17 protein-coding genes are annotated in these 19,536 nt (G+C 74.5%); 8 read left to right on the forward strand and 9 right to left on the reverse strand.

The window, feature by feature from the left end:
- Positions 1-78: 78 nt before the first annotated feature.
- Complete coding sequence (locus FE251_RS01685; RefSeq protein WP_139947553.1) at positions 79-648, forward strand: potassium channel family protein; 570 nt, start codon at positions 79-81, stop codon at positions 646-648.
- Here the strand turns inward: FE251_RS01685 and FE251_RS01690 are convergent.
- Together FE251_RS01690 and FE251_RS01695 are read right to left on the reverse strand one after the other, a co-directional pair.
- A complete protein-coding gene (locus FE251_RS01690) occupies positions 645-2,879 on the reverse strand; it encodes a helicase-associated domain-containing protein (protein WP_139947554.1) in 2,235 nt (744 codons plus the stop codon). The two genes, FE251_RS01685 and FE251_RS01690, sit on opposite strands and share 4 nt — an antisense overlap.
- Complete coding sequence (locus FE251_RS01695) at positions 2,876-4,657, reverse strand: SseB family protein (protein WP_139073444.1); 1,782 nt, start codon at positions 4,655-4,657, stop codon at positions 2,876-2,878. Before FE251_RS01695 ends, FE251_RS01690 begins: the two co-directional genes overlap by 4 nt.
- Positions 4,658-4,802: 145 nt before the next feature.
- On the opposite strand from FE251_RS01695, the gene FE251_RS01700 reads away from it, so the two are divergent.
- From FE251_RS01700 to FE251_RS01710, 3 genes are all read left to right on the forward strand, one after another.
- On the forward strand, positions 4,803-5,186 hold the full coding sequence (locus tag FE251_RS01700) for a cold-shock protein (RefSeq protein ID WP_139073443.1): 384 nt from the start codon (positions 4,803-4,805) through the stop codon (positions 5,184-5,186).
- A gap of 20 nt (positions 5,187-5,206) precedes the next feature.
- On the forward strand, positions 5,207-6,031 hold the full coding sequence (locus tag FE251_RS01705) for a DUF3027 domain-containing protein (protein ID WP_139073442.1): 825 nt from the start codon (positions 5,207-5,209) through the stop codon (positions 6,029-6,031).
- A gap of 62 nt (positions 6,032-6,093) precedes the next feature.
- Positions 6,094-7,308 (forward strand): MFS transporter, encoded by a 1,215-nt coding sequence (locus FE251_RS01710; RefSeq protein WP_139073441.1) that lies wholly within the window; start codon positions 6,094-6,096, stop codon positions 7,306-7,308.
- 51 nt (positions 7,309-7,359) lie between these two features.
- Here the strand turns inward: FE251_RS01710 and FE251_RS01715 are convergent, their stop codons facing one another.
- Complete coding sequence (locus FE251_RS01715; protein WP_139073440.1) at positions 7,360-7,617, reverse strand: DUF2530 domain-containing protein; 258 nt, start codon at positions 7,615-7,617, stop codon at positions 7,360-7,362.
- A gap of 78 nt (positions 7,618-7,695) precedes the next feature.
- Here FE251_RS01715 and FE251_RS01720 point away from each other — a divergent pair, with 78 nt between their 5' ends.
- Positions 7,696-9,159, forward strand: a complete 1,464-nt coding sequence (locus tag FE251_RS01720; protein ID WP_139073439.1) for an NCS2 family permease — start codon at positions 7,696-7,698, stop codon at positions 9,157-9,159.
- Between the two features lie 66 nt (positions 9,160-9,225).
- On the opposite strand, the gene FE251_RS01725 is transcribed toward FE251_RS01720, so the two are convergent.
- On the reverse strand, positions 9,226-10,437 hold the full coding sequence (locus FE251_RS01725) for a cobalamin-independent methionine synthase II family protein (RefSeq protein WP_139947556.1): 1,212 nt from the start codon (positions 10,435-10,437) through the stop codon (positions 9,226-9,228).
- Positions 10,438-10,623: 186 nt separating this feature from the next.
- Here FE251_RS01725 and FE251_RS01730 point away from each other — a divergent pair, with 186 nt between their 5' ends.
- Both FE251_RS01730 and FE251_RS01735 read left to right on the forward strand, forming a co-directional pair.
- Positions 10,624-11,085, forward strand: a complete 462-nt coding sequence (locus FE251_RS01730) for a MarR family winged helix-turn-helix transcriptional regulator (RefSeq protein WP_139947558.1) — start codon at positions 10,624-10,626, stop codon at positions 11,083-11,085.
- On the forward strand, positions 11,082-12,413 hold the full coding sequence (locus FE251_RS01735; RefSeq protein WP_139073436.1) for an MFS transporter: 1,332 nt from the start codon (positions 11,082-11,084) through the stop codon (positions 12,411-12,413). The genes FE251_RS01730 and FE251_RS01735 overlap by 4 nt, the downstream gene beginning before the upstream one ends.
- 118 nt (positions 12,414-12,531) lie before the next feature.
- On the opposite strand, the gene thiD is transcribed toward FE251_RS01735, so the two are convergent.
- Entirely contained in the window at positions 12,532-13,332 is an 801-nt protein-coding gene (gene thiD / locus FE251_RS01740) for a bifunctional hydroxymethylpyrimidine kinase/phosphomethylpyrimidine kinase (protein WP_139947560.1), read from the reverse strand.
- A 75-nt stretch (positions 13,333-13,407) separates the two neighbouring features.
- On the reverse strand, positions 13,408-15,444 hold the full coding sequence (locus FE251_RS01745; protein WP_179954770.1) for a purple acid phosphatase family protein: 2,037 nt from the start codon (positions 15,442-15,444) through the stop codon (positions 13,408-13,410).
- Positions 15,445-15,628: 184 nt separating this feature from the next.
- Here FE251_RS01745 and FE251_RS01750 point away from each other — a divergent pair, with 184 nt between their 5' ends.
- Complete coding sequence (locus tag FE251_RS01750; RefSeq protein WP_168202614.1) at positions 15,629-16,387, forward strand: signal peptidase I; 759 nt, start codon at positions 15,629-15,631, stop codon at positions 16,385-16,387.
- 253 nt (positions 16,388-16,640) lie between these two features.
- Here FE251_RS01750 and serC read toward each other — a convergent pair whose 3' ends face one another.
- The 3 genes from serC to FE251_RS01765 all read right to left on the reverse strand — a co-directional run bounded on the left by serC (position 16,641) and on the right by FE251_RS01765 (position 19,476).
- Positions 16,641-17,762: a phosphoserine transaminase gene (gene serC / locus FE251_RS01755; protein WP_139947563.1), complete on the reverse strand. Its 1,122-nt coding sequence runs from the start codon at positions 17,760-17,762 to the stop codon at positions 16,641-16,643.
- 203 nt (positions 17,763-17,965) lie between these two features.
- Positions 17,966-18,943, reverse strand: a complete 978-nt coding sequence (locus tag FE251_RS01760; protein WP_139947565.1) for a citrate/2-methylcitrate synthase — start codon at positions 18,941-18,943, stop codon at positions 17,966-17,968.
- A gap of 26 nt (positions 18,944-18,969) precedes the next feature.
- Complete coding sequence (locus tag FE251_RS01765; RefSeq protein ID WP_168202615.1) at positions 18,970-19,476, reverse strand: MarR family winged helix-turn-helix transcriptional regulator; 507 nt, start codon at positions 19,474-19,476, stop codon at positions 18,970-18,972.
- Positions 19,477-19,536 lie beyond the last annotated feature (60 nt).

Consider the following 19,536-nt stretch of genomic DNA (forward strand, 5'->3'; position numbering starts at 1 on the left):
CGCGTCTCCGGGCGTTCCGGTCACGGTGACGTCCCTCGCCCCTGCGGTCCCGGAGCCCTGGGAGGACAATCACCGGCGATGAGTGGACCTGCCGAGCTCTCCGCCGGACGCCACCGGGTGCGTCCCTGGACGCTGCTGCGTCCGCTGCTGACCGGGGTGGTGCTGCTGGCGGTCTACTACGCGCTCCCGCTGGAGCGGGGCGGTGCTCCGGTCGTGCTCGTCGTCGGGCTCGTGGTCCTGGGCGCGCTGCTGGTGTGGCAGCTGCGGGCGGTGGTCATCTCCCCCTCCCCGCGGCTGCGCGCGGTGGAGGCGCTGGCGACCTCGATCCCGCTGTACGTCCTCCTCTTCGCCGGTGCCTACACGGCCATGTCGGCCCGTGAGCCCGGTGCCTTCACCGAGCCGGTCGACCGCACCGACGCCCTGTACTTCACCGTCGCCACGCTCGCGACGGTCGGCTTCGGTGACATCGCCGCGGTCTCGCAGCCGGCGCGCGTCGTCGTCACCGTCCAGATGGTCACCGGCCTCGTCCTCCTCGGCCTGGTGATCCAGGTCTTCCTCGGCGCGGTGAGGATCAGCCTGCGTCACGCCGCGGGCGGACCTGGGGCACCACCCGGCGACGACGGCGAAGCGCCGCGGCCGCCGGGCTAGCCGTCGATCGCCCCGACGGCGTTGATCCGGTGGACGGCGACGACGAGCTCGGCCTCGCGGTCGAGGTCGAGCATCCGCACCCGGCCGCCCTCGACGCTCAGCGGGCGCACCCGGCGCCGCTCGGGCCGGCCGCTCGCGCCGATGACCTCGACGCGCACCTGACTGCCGGCGCTCGCGGCCTCCCGCAGCGCGGCGACGGTGTGGACAGGGTCGGTGGCGGGCAGGTCGTCGCGCTGCTCGGCGCGGGTCTGGCCCTGGCGCATCCGGCCGACGAGCGCGGTGAGGGCGGCGTCGTCGGGCCCCTGGACCTGGACCTCCCCGGCGCGGCGCACGAGCGTGGCCGCCCGCACCGACCGCCGGGCGCCCGCCCGCGAGCCGAGCGACACCGCGCCGGCGGGCCCCTCGAGCACCGGCGCGGCACCGCTGCGCCGCAGCGTCTCGAGGAGCTCACCCGGTGAGGCGGGGCTGACGAGCACGGTGGGGGCGAGCTCACGCAGCCCGAGCGTCGCGAGCTGCGGGTCGGTGAGCAGCGCGCGGGTGGTCGCCTCGTCGGGCGTGCGCAGGTAGCTGCCCGCCCCGCCCACCCGCAGGCGCCCGTGACGCCGCGCGGAGTCGCGCACGAGGTACTCCAGCGCCTGCGGCAGCGGTGTGCGGGAGGCGCTGGCCAGGTCGGCGAGCAGCGCGTCGGCCGCCAGCCCTTCGTCCAGCGCCCGCCGTACCGACTCCGCCGTGAACCGCACGGTGAGCGCCGCACCCCGGCTCTCCACGTCCGCGACGTGCCCGAGCAGCTCGGCCAGCTCGCGGGTGGGGCGTCCCGGCACGACGGCGGTGAGGTCGCCCTGGAGGAGGATCTCGCCCACCGGCTCGGGCAGGTCCGCAGCGAGTGCCGCTGCGACGTCGGCCGGCTCCTCCCCTGCGGCCACGGCGCGGCCGGCCGTGGACAGCGCCCCGGCGCCGGTGAGACCGAGCAGCTCCGCCTCGGCGAGCACCGCCGCCACGCTCGCCTCCGGGGGCGTGGCGCGCGGGGCGCGCCAGCGCAGGAGGGCGTGGACGTCCGCCGCGCCCGGTGCGGTCCCGGCGGGCAGCTCCGCGAGCGCGGCGAGCACCCGGCGCCGCAGCCGGGCCACCCAGCCGCGCTCCAGGCCCGGGCCGAGCGCCGCGCGCAGCGTCCCGCGGTCGTCGCGCGTGCCCACGAGCCACGGCATGCGTGTCGAGCCTGTCCACGCGGTCGCGAGCACCGCCCACCGGTCGGCCAGCTCGTCCTCGCTCCAGTCCGCGGCCGCGGCGGTGGGGACGAACACGGTGCGCTCGCCGTCGTCGTCGGGCACGACCAGTCCGGCCGCCGCGGCGAGCTCGACGACGGTCGCGGCCCGCTCGGGCGCGAGGTCGAGCTCGGCCGCGAGCCGGCGCAGCTCGCGCACCCCGAGGCCGCCGCTGCGCAGCGCGGGCACCGGTTCGAGGGACCACTCGCGCACGACGAGCCCGACGAGCCGCACGGCTTCCTCCGCGGCGCGCGTCGACTCCGCGGCGACGACGGCGGCGGGCCGGGTCGGTGCCGCGACGGCCGGTGGCACGGGCTGGGTCGTGAGGTGCGTGCGTCCGCCGCGGGCGGCGAGCCCGGTCTCCAGCGGCAGGACGACCTGGCTCGCGCCGAGCCGCTGGAGCACGCCGTGGTCGAGCAGCCACCGGGTGCCCGGCTCCCCGCTCGTCACGCCCACCGGCGGCCCGGCGACGAGCGCGTCGAGCACCCGCTGCGCGGCGGGCGGCGCGTCGGCCATGACCTGCGCCAGCCGCTCGGCGGTGGTCACCGGCTCGTGGGTGCCGGTGAGGGCGGCCAGGGGCGGCCCGAGGCGGGCCGGGTAGGGGCCGAGCGTCTCCAGCAGCGCCGCGACGGGCAGCCCGTCGACGACGAGCAGCAGCCGGGTGAGCGTCGCCCACGCGTCGGTGACCTGCCGCTTCGGCGTGCCCAGCGCCTTCGCCACCGCCTGCGGGGTCACCGGCCCGAGCGCGGCGAGGGCGCACACCGACTCCGCGACGTCGAGGGTGTGGCGGTCCAGCCCGGCCAGCGCCCGCTCGACGGACGGCCGGGACACGGCGCGGGCGGCCAGCGCCGTGAGGTGGGCGGGGGGCGGGACGGGCAGGTCGGGCCGGTCGCGCAGGAGCGTGACGAGCCCGTCGTCGCTGAGCCCGGCGAGGGCGGCGACGACGTCGGCGAGGCGCGCGGTGCTCACGGACCGCCCGGAGCGTCGTCGGGGGTGCCGGGCGCGGGCTCCGTCACGGGCGGCAGGTCCGGGTTGCCGAGCGCGTGCCACACCTGCGCGGAGGGCAGCACCGCGCGCGGCCCGCCGGGGTTGAGGACCAGCGCCTTGGCCCGGTTGGCGAGCACGAGCTCGAACACCGCCCCGACCGGCAGCCGGCGGACCCCGACCTTCTGGTTGTAGGCCGTGACCTCCACCGGGGAGGTGAAGGCGAGCATGAGCGGGCGGCCGTCGGAGCGGTCGCGCACGAGCACCGGGCCGGTGCGTCCCTCGATCTCGGCGTGGGCGATGAACAGCGTGGCGTCGGGCTCGCTCAGCGCGGCGAGCAGCTCCTGGGTCGTGTGGTCACGGGCGAGGAGGTCCTTGACCGCGACGGCGCTCGGCGCCGCCAGCGCGAGCTCGGCCTCCTTGTGCCCGATGGCGCACGAGGGGCCGGCCGGGTCGACGATGAACCAGGTGAGCTCGGACGAGCCGTGGAACATCTCCAGCAGCCGGGTGCCGTGCTGCGCGATGCCGGTGACGGTCCCCGGGCCGCCCGCGGTGCGGCGGAACTCGACGAGCGCGGCGTTGCTCGTGAAGACGCCCAGCGCCCGGCTGCCGTCCGGCGCGGTGAGCGTGGCCAGACGCAGCTCGGGGCTCGGGGCGCCGGGGGAGGGCAGCTCGGAGCCGGTCGCGTCGACGACGAGGCGTCCGCCGAGCACTTGGCGCAGGACGTCGAGCATCCGCTTGGGGCCGGGCTCCGCGGCGAACTCCGCGACGGCGGCGCGCACCGGCTCGTTGTCCGGCGGGGTCACCGGCCGCGGCGGCAGCGTGACCTCGCCCAGGCGGGCGCTGTCGAGGACGACCTGCAGCTCACCGGGCGCGGAGCAGTAGTACAGGGGCAGGCGGCCGTCGTCGTCGGCGAGGTCGGCGGGCTGGGCGTCGGTGACGAGGTGGACCCGCACGGAGGGCACCGCGCCCGTCGAGGCGCCCGCTCCCTGCTCGACGACGGCGATCACCGGCCCGTCGGTGCGGCTCTCCCCGGCGCGCACGATCCACGTCCCGTGGTCGTCGACGAACGGGAGCGGGACGCCGACGGTCTCGAGGACGTCGTGCAGGCCGAGCGAGCCGCCCAGCCGCAGCCTCCGGCGGCCGGGGCGGGTGCCGTCGGGCAGCGTCGGACCGTCCCGGTCGACGACGACGTCGATCGCCTCGACCCGGCGCCGCTCCCCGGGGGTGCTCGCGGGCGGTGCCGCCTCGGCGGCGGTGTCCTCGCGGTAGGGCGGCAGGTCCAGCCCGGCGGCGGCGACCCGCTCGGACATCCACGCCGGCACCGCCTCGGCGCGGCGGGGGTAGCGGGTGAGGTGGTGGACGAGGTCGGTCGCGTCGAGGGGCGCGTCGCCCTCGCGCCACGGCGCGGGGTCGGCGTCGCGGTTGAACCGGCCGGTCACCGTGTAGGTCGGCGTCGGCCAGCCGGTGGCGGCCAGCGTGAGGGCCGCCTCGACCCACGTGCCGCTGCCGCCGTCGACGCCGAGGTCCTGCAGCCGGCGGGCGAGGGCGTGGGGTGCCTGGTCGGGGGTGAGGCGCCCGAGCCGGGCGCCGCGCTCCTGCCCGCGCACCTCGACGAGGCGGAAGGACACCGCGTCGCGCAGCGGGCGCAGGTAGAGGTGCAGCTCGTCCCAGCCGGGCTCCACCGGCAGACCGGTGACCACCCAGCGGGCGAGCTGGCCCAGCACCTGCTGCTGCAGGGTGTCCGGTGGCTGCTGCGTCATGTCCTCGTCCTTCCGCGGTTTCGCCCACGGTATAGCGCCGACCGTTCGTGCCGCTCGGCCGGTATCCTGGCCGGGCGGCACACCGCACCCCATGCTCGCACCCCATGCTTCCCGCCCCCGCACCGTCTCCAGAGAGGGCCCTCACGTGCCTACCGGCAAGGTCAAGTGGTTCGATCAGGACCGCGGATTCGGCTTCATCACCGCGGACGACGGTGACCAGGTGTTCCTCCACGCCTCGGCGCTGCCCGCCGACAACCCCAACCCGAAGCCCGGGACCAAGGTGGAGTTCGGTGTCGCCGACGGCAGGAAGGGCCCTTCGGCGCTCTCCGTGAGGCTGCTCGAGCCGCCGCCGTCGGTCGTGCGCGCCCAGCGCCGTCCGGCCGAGGACATGGTCCCGATCGTCGAGGACCTCATCCGTGAGCTCGACCGTGCCTCCGCCGACCTGCGCCGTGGTCGCTACCCCGACGGGACGCGCGGGACCAAGCTCGCGCAGGTCCTGCGGGTGCTCGCCGACCAGTTCGACGCCTGATAGCGCTTAGGATCGACGACGTGACAGCTGCCGTCCTCGTGCCCCGCCCAACCCCGCCCACCAAGGAATCGGTGCTTGCCGCGGCTGGTGACGTCGCGCGCGAGGCCGTCGTCGAGGACGTCGGGGCCGACCAGGTAGGTGAGCACGTCGGCTACGTGTTCGAGGGCCCCCGCCTCCTCACGCACGTCTTCGAGTCGCTCAAGCCCGGCTACCGCGGCTGGTACTGGGCGGTGACCGTGGCGCGCCCGCCGCGGGCGCGCCGGGCCACCGTCGTCGAGGTCAACCACCTGGCCGGTGAGGACTCCGTCCTGGCCCCCCGGTGGGTGCCGTGGTCCCAGCGCCTGCGTCCGAGCGACGTCGGCCCCACCGACGAGCTGCCGTACAACGGCGAGGACGACCGGCTCGAGGCGGGCTACGAGGCGACCGGTGAGGACGCCGACGTCCTCGGCCACGACGTCGCCTACGAGGTCGGGCTCGGGCGCGAACGCGTGCTGTCCCCCGAAGGACGCCGCCAGGCCGCCACCCGCTGGTACGACGGGGAGCGGGGCCCGAACGCGCCCAGCGCGCGCGCCGCCGACGCCCCCTGCTCGACGTGCGCCTTCTTCCTCCCGCTCGCCGGCTCGCTGCGCCAGGTCTTCGGCGTGTGCGCCAACGAGTGGTCGCCCGACGACGGCGGGGTCGTCAGCCTCGACCACGGCTGCGGTGCGCACTCCGAGACGGGCGAGCGCAAGCGGCCGAGCGTGTGGAACCCGTCCGAGCCGGTCATCGACGAGCTCGACCTCGAGGTCGTCTCCCTCGGCCAGGCCTCCTCCGGCGACCCGCAGGCCGGTCCGGACCAGCCGTGAGCACGCCCTCCTCCTCGCCCCGGCGGGGAGGGGGGCGGCCCGGTGGGACGGGCCGGGAACCCATGTTCCCGGTGCGCACCGTCGTGCTCGGGGCGTTCCTCCCGTCCCTCGTCTTCGAGATCGGTGTGGGTGCCGTCCTGCCGATCGTCCCGATCACCGCGACCGGGCTCGGCGCCTCGCTCGCGCTCGCCGGGCTCATGGCGGCGCTGCTGCCGCTGGGCCAGCTGCTCGCCGACCTGCCGGCCGGGGCGCTCGCCGCCCGCCTGGGGGACCGCGGGGCCATGCTCCTCGCCGGGATGGTGGCGACGGCGGGGCTCGCCGGGTGCGCCCTGGCGCCCAGCCTCGGGGTGCTCGGCGTGTGCGTCCTGCTCATCGGCGCTGCGAACGCCGTGTTCAACCTGGCCCGGCACGCCTACCTCACCGAGATCACCCCGCCGCTGCGCCGGGCCCGGGTGCTGTCCACGCTCGCCGGCGTCCACCGGATCGGGCTGTTCATCGGGCCGTTCGCGGGCGCAGCGGTGATCCACGGCGGTGACGTGCGCGCGGCCTACTGGCTCGCGCTCGGCACCTCCCTGGTCGCGACCGCCGTCATCGCCGCAGTCGGCCCCGACCGCCGGCCCGGCGACCGCCCGGGCGGCGAGGGTGCCCCGACCCCGACCCGCTCGCTGCGCTCCGTGCTCGCCGAGCACCGGCAGGTGTTCGCCACCCTCGGCGTGGCAGTGCTGCTCGTCGGCGCGGTGCGCGGCGCACGGCAGACCGTGCTGCCGCTGTGGGGTGAGCACCTCGGCCTCGACCCGGCAGTGACGAGCATCATCTTCGGCATCGCCGGTGGCGCCGACATGCTCCTGTTCTACCCGGCGGGCAAGGTCATGGACTCCCACGGCCGGCTGTGGATCGGCATCCCCGCGATGCTCACCATGGGCGCGGCGATGGCCCTGCTGCCGCTCACCGGCACGGTCGGTGCGCTCAGCGCCGTCGCCGTCCTCCTCGGCCTGGGCAACGGGATGAGCTCGGGCATCCTCATGACCCTCGGCGCCGACACCGCACCGCCCGGTGAACGGGCCCAGTTCCTCGGCATCTGGCGGATGTTCCAGGACGGCGGGGCCGCGCTCGGCCCGCTCGTCGTCGCCGGAGGGGCGGCGGCCGGGTCACTCGCCGCCGGGGTCTGGGTCATGGCCGCCTCGGGCACGGCGGCCGCGGGCGCCCTGGGCCGGTGGGTGCCGCGCTGGTCGGTCCACGCCAACCGCACCACCCGCCGTCGGGCCGGCCTGCTCTGAGGGCTGCGCCCCAGCGGTGGGGTGAGAGTGGGCGCTCGGTGGCGGCCGAGCTCAGGGCGTGGGCGGCTGCGCGGCCTCGCGGCGCTGCGCGCGGCGCTGACGCGGCACGGCCCACGCGACCCCGAGCAGACCGAGCCCGATCCCGGTGAGGCAGATCTGCACGCCGCCGGAGACCTCCCGGCCGGTCGCCTGCAGGACGAGGACGACGACGAGGGCGAGCACCCACGCGACCGTGCCGGTGAGGAACATCGTCACGGTGTTGACCCGCACGGGTGGCAGGTCCTCCGAGCGGGTCTCCGGCAGGCGCATGTCTCCGATCGTAAGCCGGGGTCACCGAAAGGTGGGCAACCCGCCGAGCGGGGCGCGGTCTCTGGCACCATTCTGGCCATGTCCACCACTGCGCCGACGCGCACTCACAACCGCAGCTGGCTCGACCGCCACTTCCAGATCTCCGAGCGGGGCTCCACCGTCGGACGCGAGATCCGCGGCGGCATCGTCACGTTCTTCGCGATGTCCTACATCCTCGTCCTCAACCCGCTGATCCTCTCCACCCCGGACAGCACCGGCGCCTTCCTCGGTGGGGGCACCGACGGCCCGAACTTCGCCGCCGTCGCGGCCGGCACGGCGCTCGTCGCCGGCCTCATGTCGATCCTCATGGGCGCGGTGGCCAACTTCCCGCTGGCCCTGGCCGCGGGACTCGGCCTCAACGCCGTCGTCGCCTACACCATCGTCGGGCTGCCGGGGATGACCTGGGCCGACGCCATGGGCATCGTCGTGCTCGAGGGCCTCCTCATCCTCGTCCTCGTGCTCACCGGACTGCGCGAGGCGGTCTTCCGCGCGGTGCCCCAGCAGCTCAAGGTCGCCATCTCGGTGGGCCTGGGCCTGTTCATCGCGCTCATCGGCCTGGTCAACGCGGGCATCGTCCGCCCCGGAGGCACGCCCCTCGAGCTCGGGCACAACGGCTCCATCGTCGGGTGGCCGTCCGTCGTCTTCATCGTCGGCCTGTTCCTCATCCTCATCCTCTTCGTGAAGAAGGTCCGCGGGGCCATCCTCATCGGCGTCGTCGTGGCCACGATCCTCGCCGGCGTCATCGAGGCCGTCGCCGACGTCGGCCTGCGGGCCGACGGGGACGTCGGTGGCTGGGGCCTGACCGTCCCGGCGATCGAGGGGTCGATCTTCAGCCTCCCCGAGTTCCTCACCCTCGGTCAGTTCTCTCTCGTCGGTGCCGTCACCAAGCTCGGGATCGTCTCCGCGGCGCTGCTCATCTTCTCCCTCATGCTCGCCGACTTCTTCGACACGATGGGCACGATGGTCGCCGTCGGCTCCGAGGCCGGGCTGCTCGACGAGGAGGGCAACCCGCCGCGCACGCGTTCCATCCTCATCGTCGACTCGGTCGCCGCGGCGGCCGGTGGTGCCGGGGGCGTCTCGTCCAACACGAGCTACATCGAGTCCGCGGCCGGCGTGGGCGACGGCGGGCGCACCGGCCTGACGTCGGTCGTCACCGGGATCGCGTTCCTGCTGTCGATCTTCCTCGCCCCGCTCGCGCAGTTCGTGCCCTACGAGGCGGCGACGCCCGCGCTCGTCGTCGTCGGCTTCCTCATGATGCAGCAGGTCACCGACATCAACTGGCGCGACCTGTCGATCGCGGTGCCCGCGTTCCTCACGATCATCCTCATGCCCTTCTCCTACTCGATCAGCGTGGGCATCGGCGCGGGCTTCATCGCCTACGTCGTGCTCGCCGCGGCGAAGAAGGGCGGCGCCCGCAAGGTGCACTGGCTGATGTGGGCGGTCGCCGTGCTCTTCGTCATCTACTTCGCGCTCGGCCCGATCCAGGACCTGCTCGGTCTCTGAGACCGCCCCCCGCGACGCGAACGCGGCGGTGACCTCACCGGTCACCGCCGCGTTCGTCGTCCCGGCTCAGCCCCAGAGGCGCTCGCTCGCGATCCGCGCGCCCTGGGCGAGCGTCTCGAGCTTGGCCCAGGCGATCTGCGGGTGGATGCGCCCGCCGAGACCGCAGTCGGTCGAGGCGACGACCCGCTCGCGGCCCACCCCGGCGGCGAAGCGCTCGATGCGGTCGGCGACGAGCTCGGGGTGCTCGACGACGTTCGTCGCGTGCGAGACGACGCCCGGGAGGATGAGCTTGCCCTCGGGCAGCTCGACGTCCTGCCACACCTTCCACTCGTGCTCGTGGCGGACGTTGCCGGCCTCGAAGGAGTAGGCGCCGGCGTTGATCTGCAGCATCGTCGAGACGATGTCGGCCATCGCGATGTCGGTCGTGTGCGGGCCGTGCCAGCTGCCCCAGCACAGGTGGAAGCGGATGCGGTCCTCCGGCAGGTCGCGCAGCGCGTAGTTCAGCGCCTCGACGCGCAGCCGGGTGAAGGCGGCGTAGTCCTCGACGCTCGGCTCGGGGGTGATCTGGTCGAAGTTCTCCGCGATCGAGGGGTCGTCGATCTGCAGGACGAGGCCGGCGTCGATGATTGCGCGGTACTCCTCGCGCAGGACGTCGGCCCACGCGTAGACGAACTCCTCCTCGCTCGCGTAGTACCGGTTGGTGATGCGCGAGGCGCTGCCCGGGGACAGGGCGGTGAGGAACCCCTCCTCGGCGCCCGTGCGCTCCAGCGCGGCCGTGAGGTTGGCGATGTCCGCCGCGATCGCGTCCTGGCCGGTGTAGGTCAGCGGGCCGGTGCACGAGGGGAACGGGCTGGCCTTGGGGTCGCCGGTGAAGATGCCGGACGTCGGGTCGGCGTACGCGTCGGCGAACAGCGCCCGGTCGCGGCGGTGCAGGAAGCCGGTGAGGCGGGTGTCCCCGGGGGCGGACTGCACGTCGGCGGTGGCCCAGGAGGCGTCGTCGATGATCTCCAGGCCGCCGGTGCGCTGGAAGGAGTAGGACCACCAGGCGCCGTAGTCGACCGGCGAGCTCATCGCCTTGCCGTACTCGCCGTCGCCCACGACGTCGATGCCCGCCTCGACCTGGCGCCGGACGAGGTCGGTGACCTCCCCGGCGAGGAGGTCGGCGAAGCCCGCCGGTGCCTCGCCGGTCTGGCGCGCGGCGTTGGCGGCGAGCAGCTCGGGCGTGCGCGGCAGGCTGCCGGCGTGGGTGGTGAGGATGCGGTCGGAGCTCGAGCGCACGGTCAGTACCTCCGGTTCGTCGTGGAGCCGTCATCGTCGCACCCGGCCCGGAGCGTCCCCGGGCGGTCCAGGAGCCGGGCGCGGCCGCCGTCGTCGTCTCGCATGGTGGGCGTCGGCGTGCCCGGGTGGTCGACCTCACCCGATTCGCCTGTTTCGTTCGCTGAACTAACGATCTAGAGTGGGGGCATGCCCACCACCTCGCCCTCAACGACGACGGCGAGCCGCGTCCCCGCCGATCCTGACCTGGCCTCCGACCTGCGCGTGACGGTCCTGCGGCTGTCCCGCAAGATCCGCTCCGAGGCCGGCCGCGAGGATCTCAGCGAGGCCCAGTACTGCGTGCTCGCCGGCCTGACCCACCACGGACCCACGACCCCGCGCTCGCTCGCCGAGCGCGACGGCGTCCAGCCGCCCACGATGACCCGGACGATCGCCTCCCTCGAGACCGCCGGGCTGGTGGCGCGCACCGGCCACCCGACCGACGGACGCCAGGTGCTCATCGAGCTCACCGAGAAGGGCGCCGGCGTGGTCGGGGAGACCCGCCGGCTGCGCAACGCCTGGATGGACGACCTCCTGCACGGCCTCACTGCCGAGGAGCGCGCCACCCTCGCGGCGGCCGTGGCGATCCTCCGGCGGGTGGCCGACGTATGAGGTCGACCTTCGCCTCACTGAGGTTCTTCAACTACCGGCTGTGGTTCGCCGGGGCGCTCGTCGCCAACGTCGGCACGTGGATGCAGCGCGTGGCCCAGGACTGGCTCGTGCTCACCGAGCTGTCGGACAACTCCGGTGTGGCCGTCGGCATCGTCACCGGCCTGCAGTTCCTCCCGATGCTCCTGCTCAGCCCGTTCGGCGGGCTGCTCGCCGACCGGCTGCCGCGCCGCAAGCTCCTCATCGCCACCCAGACCGCCCTCGGCGTGCTCGCCGCGGGCCTGGGCGCGCTCGTGCTCAGCGGCCACGCCCAGCTGTGGCACGTCTACGTCTTCGCGCTCGCGCTCGGCGTCGTCACCGCGCTGGACAACCCGGTGCGCCAGACGTTCGTCGCCGAGATGGTGCCGCCCGCCAGCCTGCCCAACGCCGTCGGCCTCAACAGCGCGTCCTTCAACGCCGCCCGACTCATCGGGCCGGGCGTCTCCGGCCTGCTCATCGCCGTCGTCGGACCCGGGTGGGTCTTCATCATCAACGCGGTGAGCTTCGCCGCGACGATCCTCTCGCTCACCCTCATGCGCAAGGACGAGCTCCACGCGCTGCCGCACACCTCCCGCGGGAAGGGGCAGATCCGCGACGGGTTCGCCTACGTGCGCGGGCGCAGCGACATCATGACGATCATGGTCGTCGTCGGCGTGGTCGGCGCCCTCGGGCTGAACTTCCAGCTGACGAGCGCGCTCATGGCCACCGAGGTCTTCGACAAGGGCGCGGGGCAGTACGGCATCCTCGGCTCGATCATGGCCATCGGCTCCCTCAGCGGCGCGCTGCTCGCGGCCCGCCGCAAGCGGCCGCGCGTGCGCCTGGTCCTCGGGGCCGCGTTCGCCTTCGGCCTCACCTCCGGGGTCATGGCGCTCATGCCGACCTACGAGCTCTTCGCGCTCATGACCATCCCGGTGGGCCTCACCTCGCTCACGATGATGACCGCCGCGAACGCCACCGTGCAGATGTCCACCGACCCGCAGTTCCGCGGGCGGGTGATGAGCCTGTACATGATGGTGTTCCTCGGCACGACCCCCATCGGCGCACCCCTCATCGGGTGGGTCGGGGAGACGCTCGGCGCCCGCTGGTCCATCGGTGTGGGCGCGATCGCCTCGATGGTCGTCGCCCTCGCCGCCACCCTGTGGGCCAAGCGGAGCTGGCACGTCGAGGTCACCTACCGCCTGCGCCACCGGCCGCACGTGTCGATGGTCGGCCCGAGCGAGCGCGCCCGGTCCCACGAGGAGGCCACGGCCCGCCTCGGCGCCTCCGACGCGGAGAACGTGACGGGCATGTAGCCAGCCCCTCTTCCGCCTCCTCCGGGACGCCCCGTGGCGCCCCGGGACGCCCCCTGCAGCGCGCCATCGGCACGCGAAGGGGCGTCCCAGAGCCGTGTCCGGGCCGGGCCGCCGCCGGTCAGGCGGTGTAGGCGCCCTGCCACACCGAGTCGAACGGGGTCCGCGCGCCCACCCGGGCGCGGATGCCGGCGGTGACGAGCGCCTTGGCGGTGCGGACCGCCTCGTGCACGTCCGCGCCCTTGGCGAGCTCGGCCGCCGTCGCCGCCGCGAGCGTGCAGCCGGCGCCGGAGACGCGCTCCTGGCCGATCTTCGGCTCGGAGAGGATCGTGACCTCCTCGCCGTCGAACAGGACGTCGACGGCGTCCTCTCCCGGCAGCTCCACCCCGCCCTTGGCGAGCACGTACCTCGGGCCGAGGGCGTGGATGCGGCGAGCGGCCTCGGCGAGGTCCTCCACCGACTCGATGGTGTCCATCCCCGACAGGGTGCGGGTCTCGAACATGTTCGGGGTGACGACGGTGGCCAGCGGCAGCACCTGCTCGCGCAGCGCGATGTCGGTGTCGAGCGCCGCGCCGGCCTCCTGGCCCTTGCAGATGAGCACCGGGTCGAGGACGACGTGGCGCCACGGCTGGGCGCGCAGCGCGCGGGCGACGACGTCGATCGTCGCCGGGGTGCCGAGCATCCCGATCTTGACGACGTCGAGGTCGTGGGTGGCCGTCGCGGCCTCGATCTGGTCGGCGATGACCTGCGGCTCGACCGGGACGAAGCGGTGTGCCCAGTCGTTCTTCGGGTCGAAGGAGACGATGCACGTGATCGTGCCGACCCCGTAGACACCGAGCTGCTGGTAGGTGCGGAGGTCAGCCTGGATGCCGGCGCCGCCGGTCGCCTCCGAGCCGGCGATGACGTAGGCGAGCTGGGTCACGTTCTGCTCCCGTGCGTGAGGACGAAAGGACCGGCCCAGCGTAAGCCGCCGGGCCGGTCCTCAGGTACCGCTGTCTCAGTGAGTCAGTCGCCGCCGCAGGAGCAGGCCGGCGCCGACGAGCGCGAGCGCCGCGAGGGCCGCAACCCCCACCGGCGCGCCGGTGCTCGGCAGGCTCCCGCCACCGGGGGCGTTCGGCGGGGCCGGGGCTGCCGGCTGCTCGCCCGCGTCGGCGTCCGAGCCGGCGGGCGGCGGCGTCGGGTCCGCGGTCGGCGGCTCCGGCGGCTCCGTCGGCTCGGGGTCCTCGGTGGGCGTCGGGGTGGGCGCGGGGGCGTCGGGGAGCACCGTGCCGTCCTCGCCGATGAGCAGGACGACCTCGTCGTCGTAGGTGCGGCGCTCGGTGCCGAGGACGGTGAGGTCCTCGTCGAGCAGCGGGAAGGAGTAGACGGGCGTGAGCGTCATCGTCGCGGCGACGCCCGCCTGGCTGCGCGCGGCGCTGCGCTCGAGGTTCACCTCGAGGTGCCCGTAGTGCTTGCCGCCGTCGACGAGCACCTCCCCGTCCCACACCTCCGGCTCGAACTGGTCGGCCGACCACACGCGGTAGGGGTTGTACTCGAGCAGCGGCTCGGACAGCAGGTTGCCGTTCTCGTGGCGCTCACCGCGCAGGCCGTCACCCGCGACGCCGACGTCGTAGTAGTTGATGCCCCTGCCGTCGCCGTCGACGTCCACCCACGAGCGCTCGAACATCTCCGAGTGGCCCGAGATGACGGCGGCGACGCCGTACTCCTCGAACAGCTCGCTGTACACACGCATCGGCGGGCCGCCCTGGCCGGAGGACTCCACGTGGTTCATCGGCAAGCCGTGCTCCCCGGAGGAGTACGGCGCGTGGTGGAACTGGACGACGACGACCTGGCCCTGCTCCCGCGCGTCGGCGAGCTGCTCCACCGCCCACTCCCACTGGACGCTGCCCGGGTTGTAGGGCGAGAGGTCGGTGCCACCGCCCTCCTCGTAGGCGGTGGAGGTGTAGCTCGACTGGGTGTCGGTGCCGGGCCCGGTGAACTCGCGGCCGGTGAGACGCTCCGCCTCCGGGTAGCTGTCGCGGTGGTCGTCGGGCAGACCCTTGGTGGAGTCGAGGGTGAGCACGGTGAGCGGCCCGTGGTCGACGCGGTGGTAGTTGCTCTGGTGCTCGGGGGTGCCGTTGCTCGGCGGGGTGAAGTAGCTGCGGTAGGACGCGCGCCCGTCGATGACCGCGGGGATCGTGTACGCGCCGTCGGAGGCGCCGTAGGGCTCCCAGTTGCCGATCGCGGTGACGACCGGGCGGCTCTGCGCCAGCTGCCCGACGTCCCCGCTCAGGTAGCGGAACCACTCGTCCCACGCCGGCTGGAAGCCGCCGCCCTGGACGAGGTCACCGGCGAAGAGCATGAGGTCGGGGTCGCGCTCGGCGACGATCTCCAGGTTCGCGGCGAAGCCCTGGTCCTCGGTGAGCGCGTAGCGCAGGATCCGCTCGCCCTGGCGGTCCTCCGACCCGAACGTCTGCGCCCACAGCGAGTCGGTGGGCGACGGGCGCTCGCTGCCCTCGGCGACGACGCCCGGCACCCACTCCCGGTGCGTCACCCGCCCGGCCGGCTCGGTCTCGGAGTCCGACATCGCGGTGAAGCGGATGTGGTCCCAGTCCTCCCGGGTGGGGGCGGTGGTGAGGGTGCTGGTGACCTCCGAGTCGCCCTGGCGCACGGTGTACTCGTACGTCGTGCCCGGCTCCAGGCCCTCGACGAGCACCTGGTGGCGGTAGTTGCGGCCCTCGCGGAACCAGTCGCCCCACTCCGGGTTGTCCACCGCCTGCTGCCGGTTGTTGTCGGTCCAGTCGAGGTGCTCCTGGAGCTCGGGGGCGGAGACGAGCGGCGCGCGGCCGGGGACCTCGAGCTGCCCGGGCTCCTCCTCCCAGGAGAACCAGGTCACGAGCATCGACGACGACGTCGGGCTCTGCAGGTAGGGCTGGATGCGGAAGTCCTCGGTGGCGGCGCTCGCGGGCGCTCCCGCGAGGGCGGCGAACGCGAGGGCGGCTGTGGCGGCCAGGCCGCCCGTTCGGACGAGTGGACGGCGTCTGGATGTGGTCATAAACACTCATGCAAGCAGAACCGGACAAACGGCACGTGTCGAACGGGTGAACGCTGAGGAAGTCCTGAGCCGCGCCTGCGGGGGCAGGCGGGGGTGGTTGAGGTGGGCGGGGGAAGGTGGGCCGGTGCCGGGCGCTCGCGCCCACCCCACCGGTACCCGCCGGGCCCGAGACCAGGAGAACCCCGTGAGCAACGTCGTCCTCACCGCCCGTCACCGGGACGCCCAACGGCCCCGACGACTCACCCCCATGCTGCTCGCCCGGCTGGTGCCCGCCGTCGCGCTCGCCGTACTCCTCGTGGTCCTGGCCCTGCTCGTCGTCCTCCCGCGGCTCCTCGGCTGGGCGCCCCTCACGGTGCTCACCGGCTCGATGGAGCCGACCATCCCCACCGGCAGCCAGGTCGTCGTCGCCCCGGTCCGCGACGTCGCCACCCTCGAGGTCGGCGACGTCGTCACGGTCATGCCCTACCCGGACACCCCGACGCTCGTCACGCACCGCATCGTCGCGCGGACCGACTCGGCCGCCGGCCCGACGTTCGTCACCCAGGGCGACGCGAACGACGCCGTCGACGGGTGGGAGGTGACCGAGACCCAGATCCGTGGCGAGGTGCGGTACTGGGTGCCGCTCGCCGGGTACGTCGCGACGGTGCTCACGGGGCACACCAAGGCGCTCGGGCTCCTCGTCGTGGCGCTCGCGCTGTTCGGCTACGCCGCGGCGCAGGTGGGCGCGGTGGCGCGGGAGCGGCAGGCAGGGCGCGAGGCGGTCCCCGCCGCGGCGGACGTCCCGGCCTGGACCCGGACTGCGGGACGCCGCACGCCGCCGACCGGTGGGGCGGAGCTGCTCGGTGAGGTCGCCACGGTCTCGCGCGCCGTGGACGTCGCGCTCGCCCGGCAGGCGCTCGGCGAGCTCGAGGACGTCGCGCGCGTCACCGCCGGGCGGGGCTGAGCCCGCCGCTCGACGGCCGCAGCCCTCCCCGCGAGAGCCGACTTCCGCGCGAGAGCCGACTTCCTCACGAGAGCGGACTTTCGCGCGAGAGCGGACTTTCGCGCGAGAGCGGACTTTCGCGCGAGAGCCGACTTTCGCGCGAGAGCCGACTTCCGCGCGAGAGCCGACTTCCGCGCGAGAGCGGACTTCTGCGCGAGAGCGGACTTCTGCGCGAGAGCGGACTTTCGCGCGAGAGCGGACTTCCGCGTGTGCGTCAGCCGCGCAGCGCCCCGACCACGTGGTCGACGCACGTCGTGAGCGCGCGGACGTCGTCGGGGTCGACGGCGGGGAACATGCCGACGCGCAGCTGGTTGCGGCCGAGCTTGCGGTACGGCTCGACGTCGACCACGCCGTTCTCGCGCAGCACCGCCGTCACCTTGGAGGCGTCGACGTCGTCGGTGAGGTCGATCGTGCCGACGACGGGGGAGCGGTGCGCCGGCTCGGCGACGAACGGCGTCGCCCACTCGCGCTCCGCGGCCCAGCCGTAGAGGATCTCCGCCGAGCGTGCGCTGCGGGCGGCGGCCCAGGCGAGGCCGCCCTGGTCGCGCATCCAGTCGAGCTGCTCGGCCATGAGCACGAGGGTGGCGATCGCGGGGGTGTTGAGGGTCTGGTCCTTGCGTGAGTTCTCGACGGCGGCCGCCAGGGACAGGAAGTCCGGCACCCACCGGCCGCTCGCGGCGATCTCCTCGACGCGCGCGAGCGCGGCGGGGGACATGACCGCGAGCCACAGTCCGCCGTCGGACCCGAAGTTCTTCTGCGGGGCGAAGTAGTAGACGTCGGTCTCGGCGAGGTCGACGGGGACCCCGCCCGCGGCCGAGGTCGCGTCCACGCAGACGAGGGCGCCGTCGTCGGGCACGCGCTCGACGGGCGAGACGACGCCGGTCGAGGTCTCGTTCTGCGGCCAGGCGTAGACGTCGACGCCGTCGACCGGGCCCAGGCGCGCGAGCGAGCCCGGCTCGGCGGTGACGACGTGCGACTCGGCGAGGAACGGCGCCCGGCGGGTGACCGTCGCGAACTTCTGGCCGAACTCCCCGAAGGCGGCGTGCGCCGCGCGCTCGCGGACGAGCCCGAACGCGGCGGCGTCCCAGAACGCCGTCGAGCCACCGTTGCCGAGCACGACCTCATACCCCTCCGGTGCGCCGAGCAGGTCGGCGAGGCCCTCCCGGACCCGGCCGACGAGGGAGCGCACCGGCGCCTGACGGTGCGAGGTCCCGAGCAACGTCTCACCGACGGCGGCGAGGGCGGCGACGTGCGAGGGGCGCACCTTGCTCGGGCCGCAGCCGAAGCGGCCGTCCGCGGGCAGGAGCTCGGCGGGGATCTGCACGGAGGAGGTCATGGTCAGAATCCTGCCACCGGGAGGACGTGGGAGGGCCGAGGCGTCCGCGGAAGTCGGCTGTCGTGCGGAAGTCGGCTGTCGTGCGGAAGTCGGCTGTGGCGGGGAAGTCGGCTGTCGTGCGGAAGTCGGCTGTCGGGAGGAAGTCGGCTGTCGGGCGGAAGTCGGCTGTCGCGGGGTCAGGGGGTGGGGCGGCTGTCGGGGGGTCAGGGGGTGAGGAGCTGGGCGCGGGTCTCGAGGACGTGGGCGGACCAGCCGGCGGTCCGGCCGCACACGATGAGGGCGTTGAACAGGCGCGGCGCGAAGCCGACGTGGTCGAGCAGGAGCGCACCCCAGAAGACGACGTTGGCGCTCGCCGGGCGGCCCGAGCGCTCGGCGACGAGGTCCCGGCCTGCCCGCTCCAGCGCCCGCCCGGCCTCGAACAGCCGCGCGTCGAGCCTGCGGCACACCTCGCGCAGCATCTCGGCGCGCGGGTCGCGCGCGGCGGGGACGAGCCCGGGGACGACGGTCTGCTCACGCAGGGCCGTGCGGACGGCCTCGGCCGGGTCGAGCCCGTCGTTCACCTGGACGGCGAGCTGCTGGGCCCGGGCGGCCGCGCCGGCGGCGAGCGGACCGCTCACCGCGGACACCGCCCCGGACAGGCACGCGCCGACGTCCGCGCCCGTGCCGGCGACCATCCGGGCGATGCGGGTCGAGGGGGAGTCGGGGCCGTCCTCGGCGACAACGGCCCACAGGGCGTCGAGCGCCTGGGCGTGGTCGGGCCGGGCCGAGCCGCACCAGCGGATGAGGAACCGCTCGGCGACCGACCGGCCCTCCTCGACCTGCCGCTGGGGGATGGCCGGCAGCTCCGGGGCACGAGCGGACTGCGCGACGTAGGACAGCGCGAGCACCGAGGCGCGGGCGAGGTCCTGCCGGGCGCGCTCGGGCGGGATGTCGAGCAGCGGGCGGAAGCCCCACACGGGGGCGAGCTGGGCGATCGCGCTCTGCACGTCGACCCGGGCGTCGCCCGTGCGCACCGGCAGCGGGAAGGGCTCGGCAGGGGGGAGGGCGGGGGCGGCGACGCCGTCGACGAGCAGCCCCCACACCGACTCGAAGGGGTGGTCGAGGATCTCGGCGACGGGGCGGCCGCGGTAGCGGGGCTCGTTGTCGGGGCTCAGGGTGAAGATCGGCGGGGTGTCGTTCATCACAGAGGATGGTAGGGGCTCCCGGCTCAGACCTCCTCCCGCTCCTCCTGCAGGGGCAGGTCGGCGATCATCTTGATGAGCAGGACGCGCAGCTCGGCGGTCTCCTGCGGCGACAGCGACGTGCCGATGAGCGACTCGACCGACTGGGCGTGGTCCAGCGCGTGGAGCGCCTCCAGACCGGCCGGGGTGAGCTCGACGACGTGACGGCGCCGGTCGCCCGGGTGGGGGGCGCGCGTGATGTGCCCGTTGGCCTGCAATCCCCGCAGGACGCGGCCGATCGACTGCTCGGTGACGTGCATCTTGGCGGCGATCTCCCGCTGGGAGAGCGAACCGCGGGACAGGACGACGAGCACCGGGACCGAGGCGTGGGTGAGGTCCCACTGCTGGAGGTAGGCGTCCCACGCCCGTTCGACGCGGCGGGCGGCGGCGGAGAGGAGTCGCCCGGTGGGCCAGGTCTCCGGGGGAGGGTAGGCCTGGCCCGGGGTCGCCTGCGTGGCGCCCTGCGTCTCGACCGTGGTGCCTGCTTCCGTCACAACGTCCTTTCCCACCCGGCTTGCATCGTCACGCCGCCTCCACCATATTACTAAGCGTGC

The organism is Georgenia wutianyii (assembly GCF_006349365.1).
Classification (GTDB): Bacteria; Actinomycetota; Actinomycetes; order Actinomycetales; family Actinomycetaceae; genus Oceanitalea; species Oceanitalea wutianyii.

What these genes read in the sequence shown, in the direction of transcription:
- FE251_RS01760 (WP_139947565.1), bottom strand. Translation starts at nt 18,943, where the DNA reads ATGAACGACACCCCGCCGATCTTCACCCTGAGCCCCGACAACGAGCCC.
- FE251_RS01695 (WP_139073444.1), bottom strand. Translation starts at nt 4,657, where the DNA reads ATGACGCAGCAGCCACCGGACACCCTGCAGCAGCAGGTGCTGGGCCAG.
- FE251_RS01720 (WP_139073439.1), top strand. Translation starts at nt 7,696, where the DNA reads ATGTCCACCACTGCGCCGACGCGCACTCACAACCGCAGCTGGCTCGAC.
- FE251_RS01710 (WP_139073441.1), top strand. Translation starts at nt 6,094, where the DNA reads ATGTTCCCGGTGCGCACCGTCGTGCTCGGGGCGTTCCTCCCGTCCCTC.
- FE251_RS01745 (WP_179954770.1), bottom strand. Translation starts at nt 15,444, where the DNA reads ATGACCACATCCAGACGCCGTCCACTCGTCCGAACGGGCGGCCTGGCC.
- serC (WP_139947563.1), bottom strand. Translation starts at nt 17,762, where the DNA reads ATGACCTCCTCCGTGCAGATCCCCGCCGAGCTCCTGCCCGCGGACGGC.
- FE251_RS01685 (WP_139947553.1), top strand. Translation starts at nt 79, where the DNA reads ATGAGTGGACCTGCCGAGCTCTCCGCCGGACGCCACCGGGTGCGTCCC.
- FE251_RS01715 (WP_139073440.1), bottom strand. Translation starts at nt 7,617, where the DNA reads ATGCGCCTGCCGGAGACCCGCTCGGAGGACCTGCCACCCGTGCGGGTC.
- FE251_RS01735 (WP_139073436.1), top strand. Translation starts at nt 11,082, where the DNA reads ATGAGGTCGACCTTCGCCTCACTGAGGTTCTTCAACTACCGGCTGTGG.
- FE251_RS01730 (WP_139947558.1), top strand. Translation starts at nt 10,624, where the DNA reads ATGCCCACCACCTCGCCCTCAACGACGACGGCGAGCCGCGTCCCCGCC.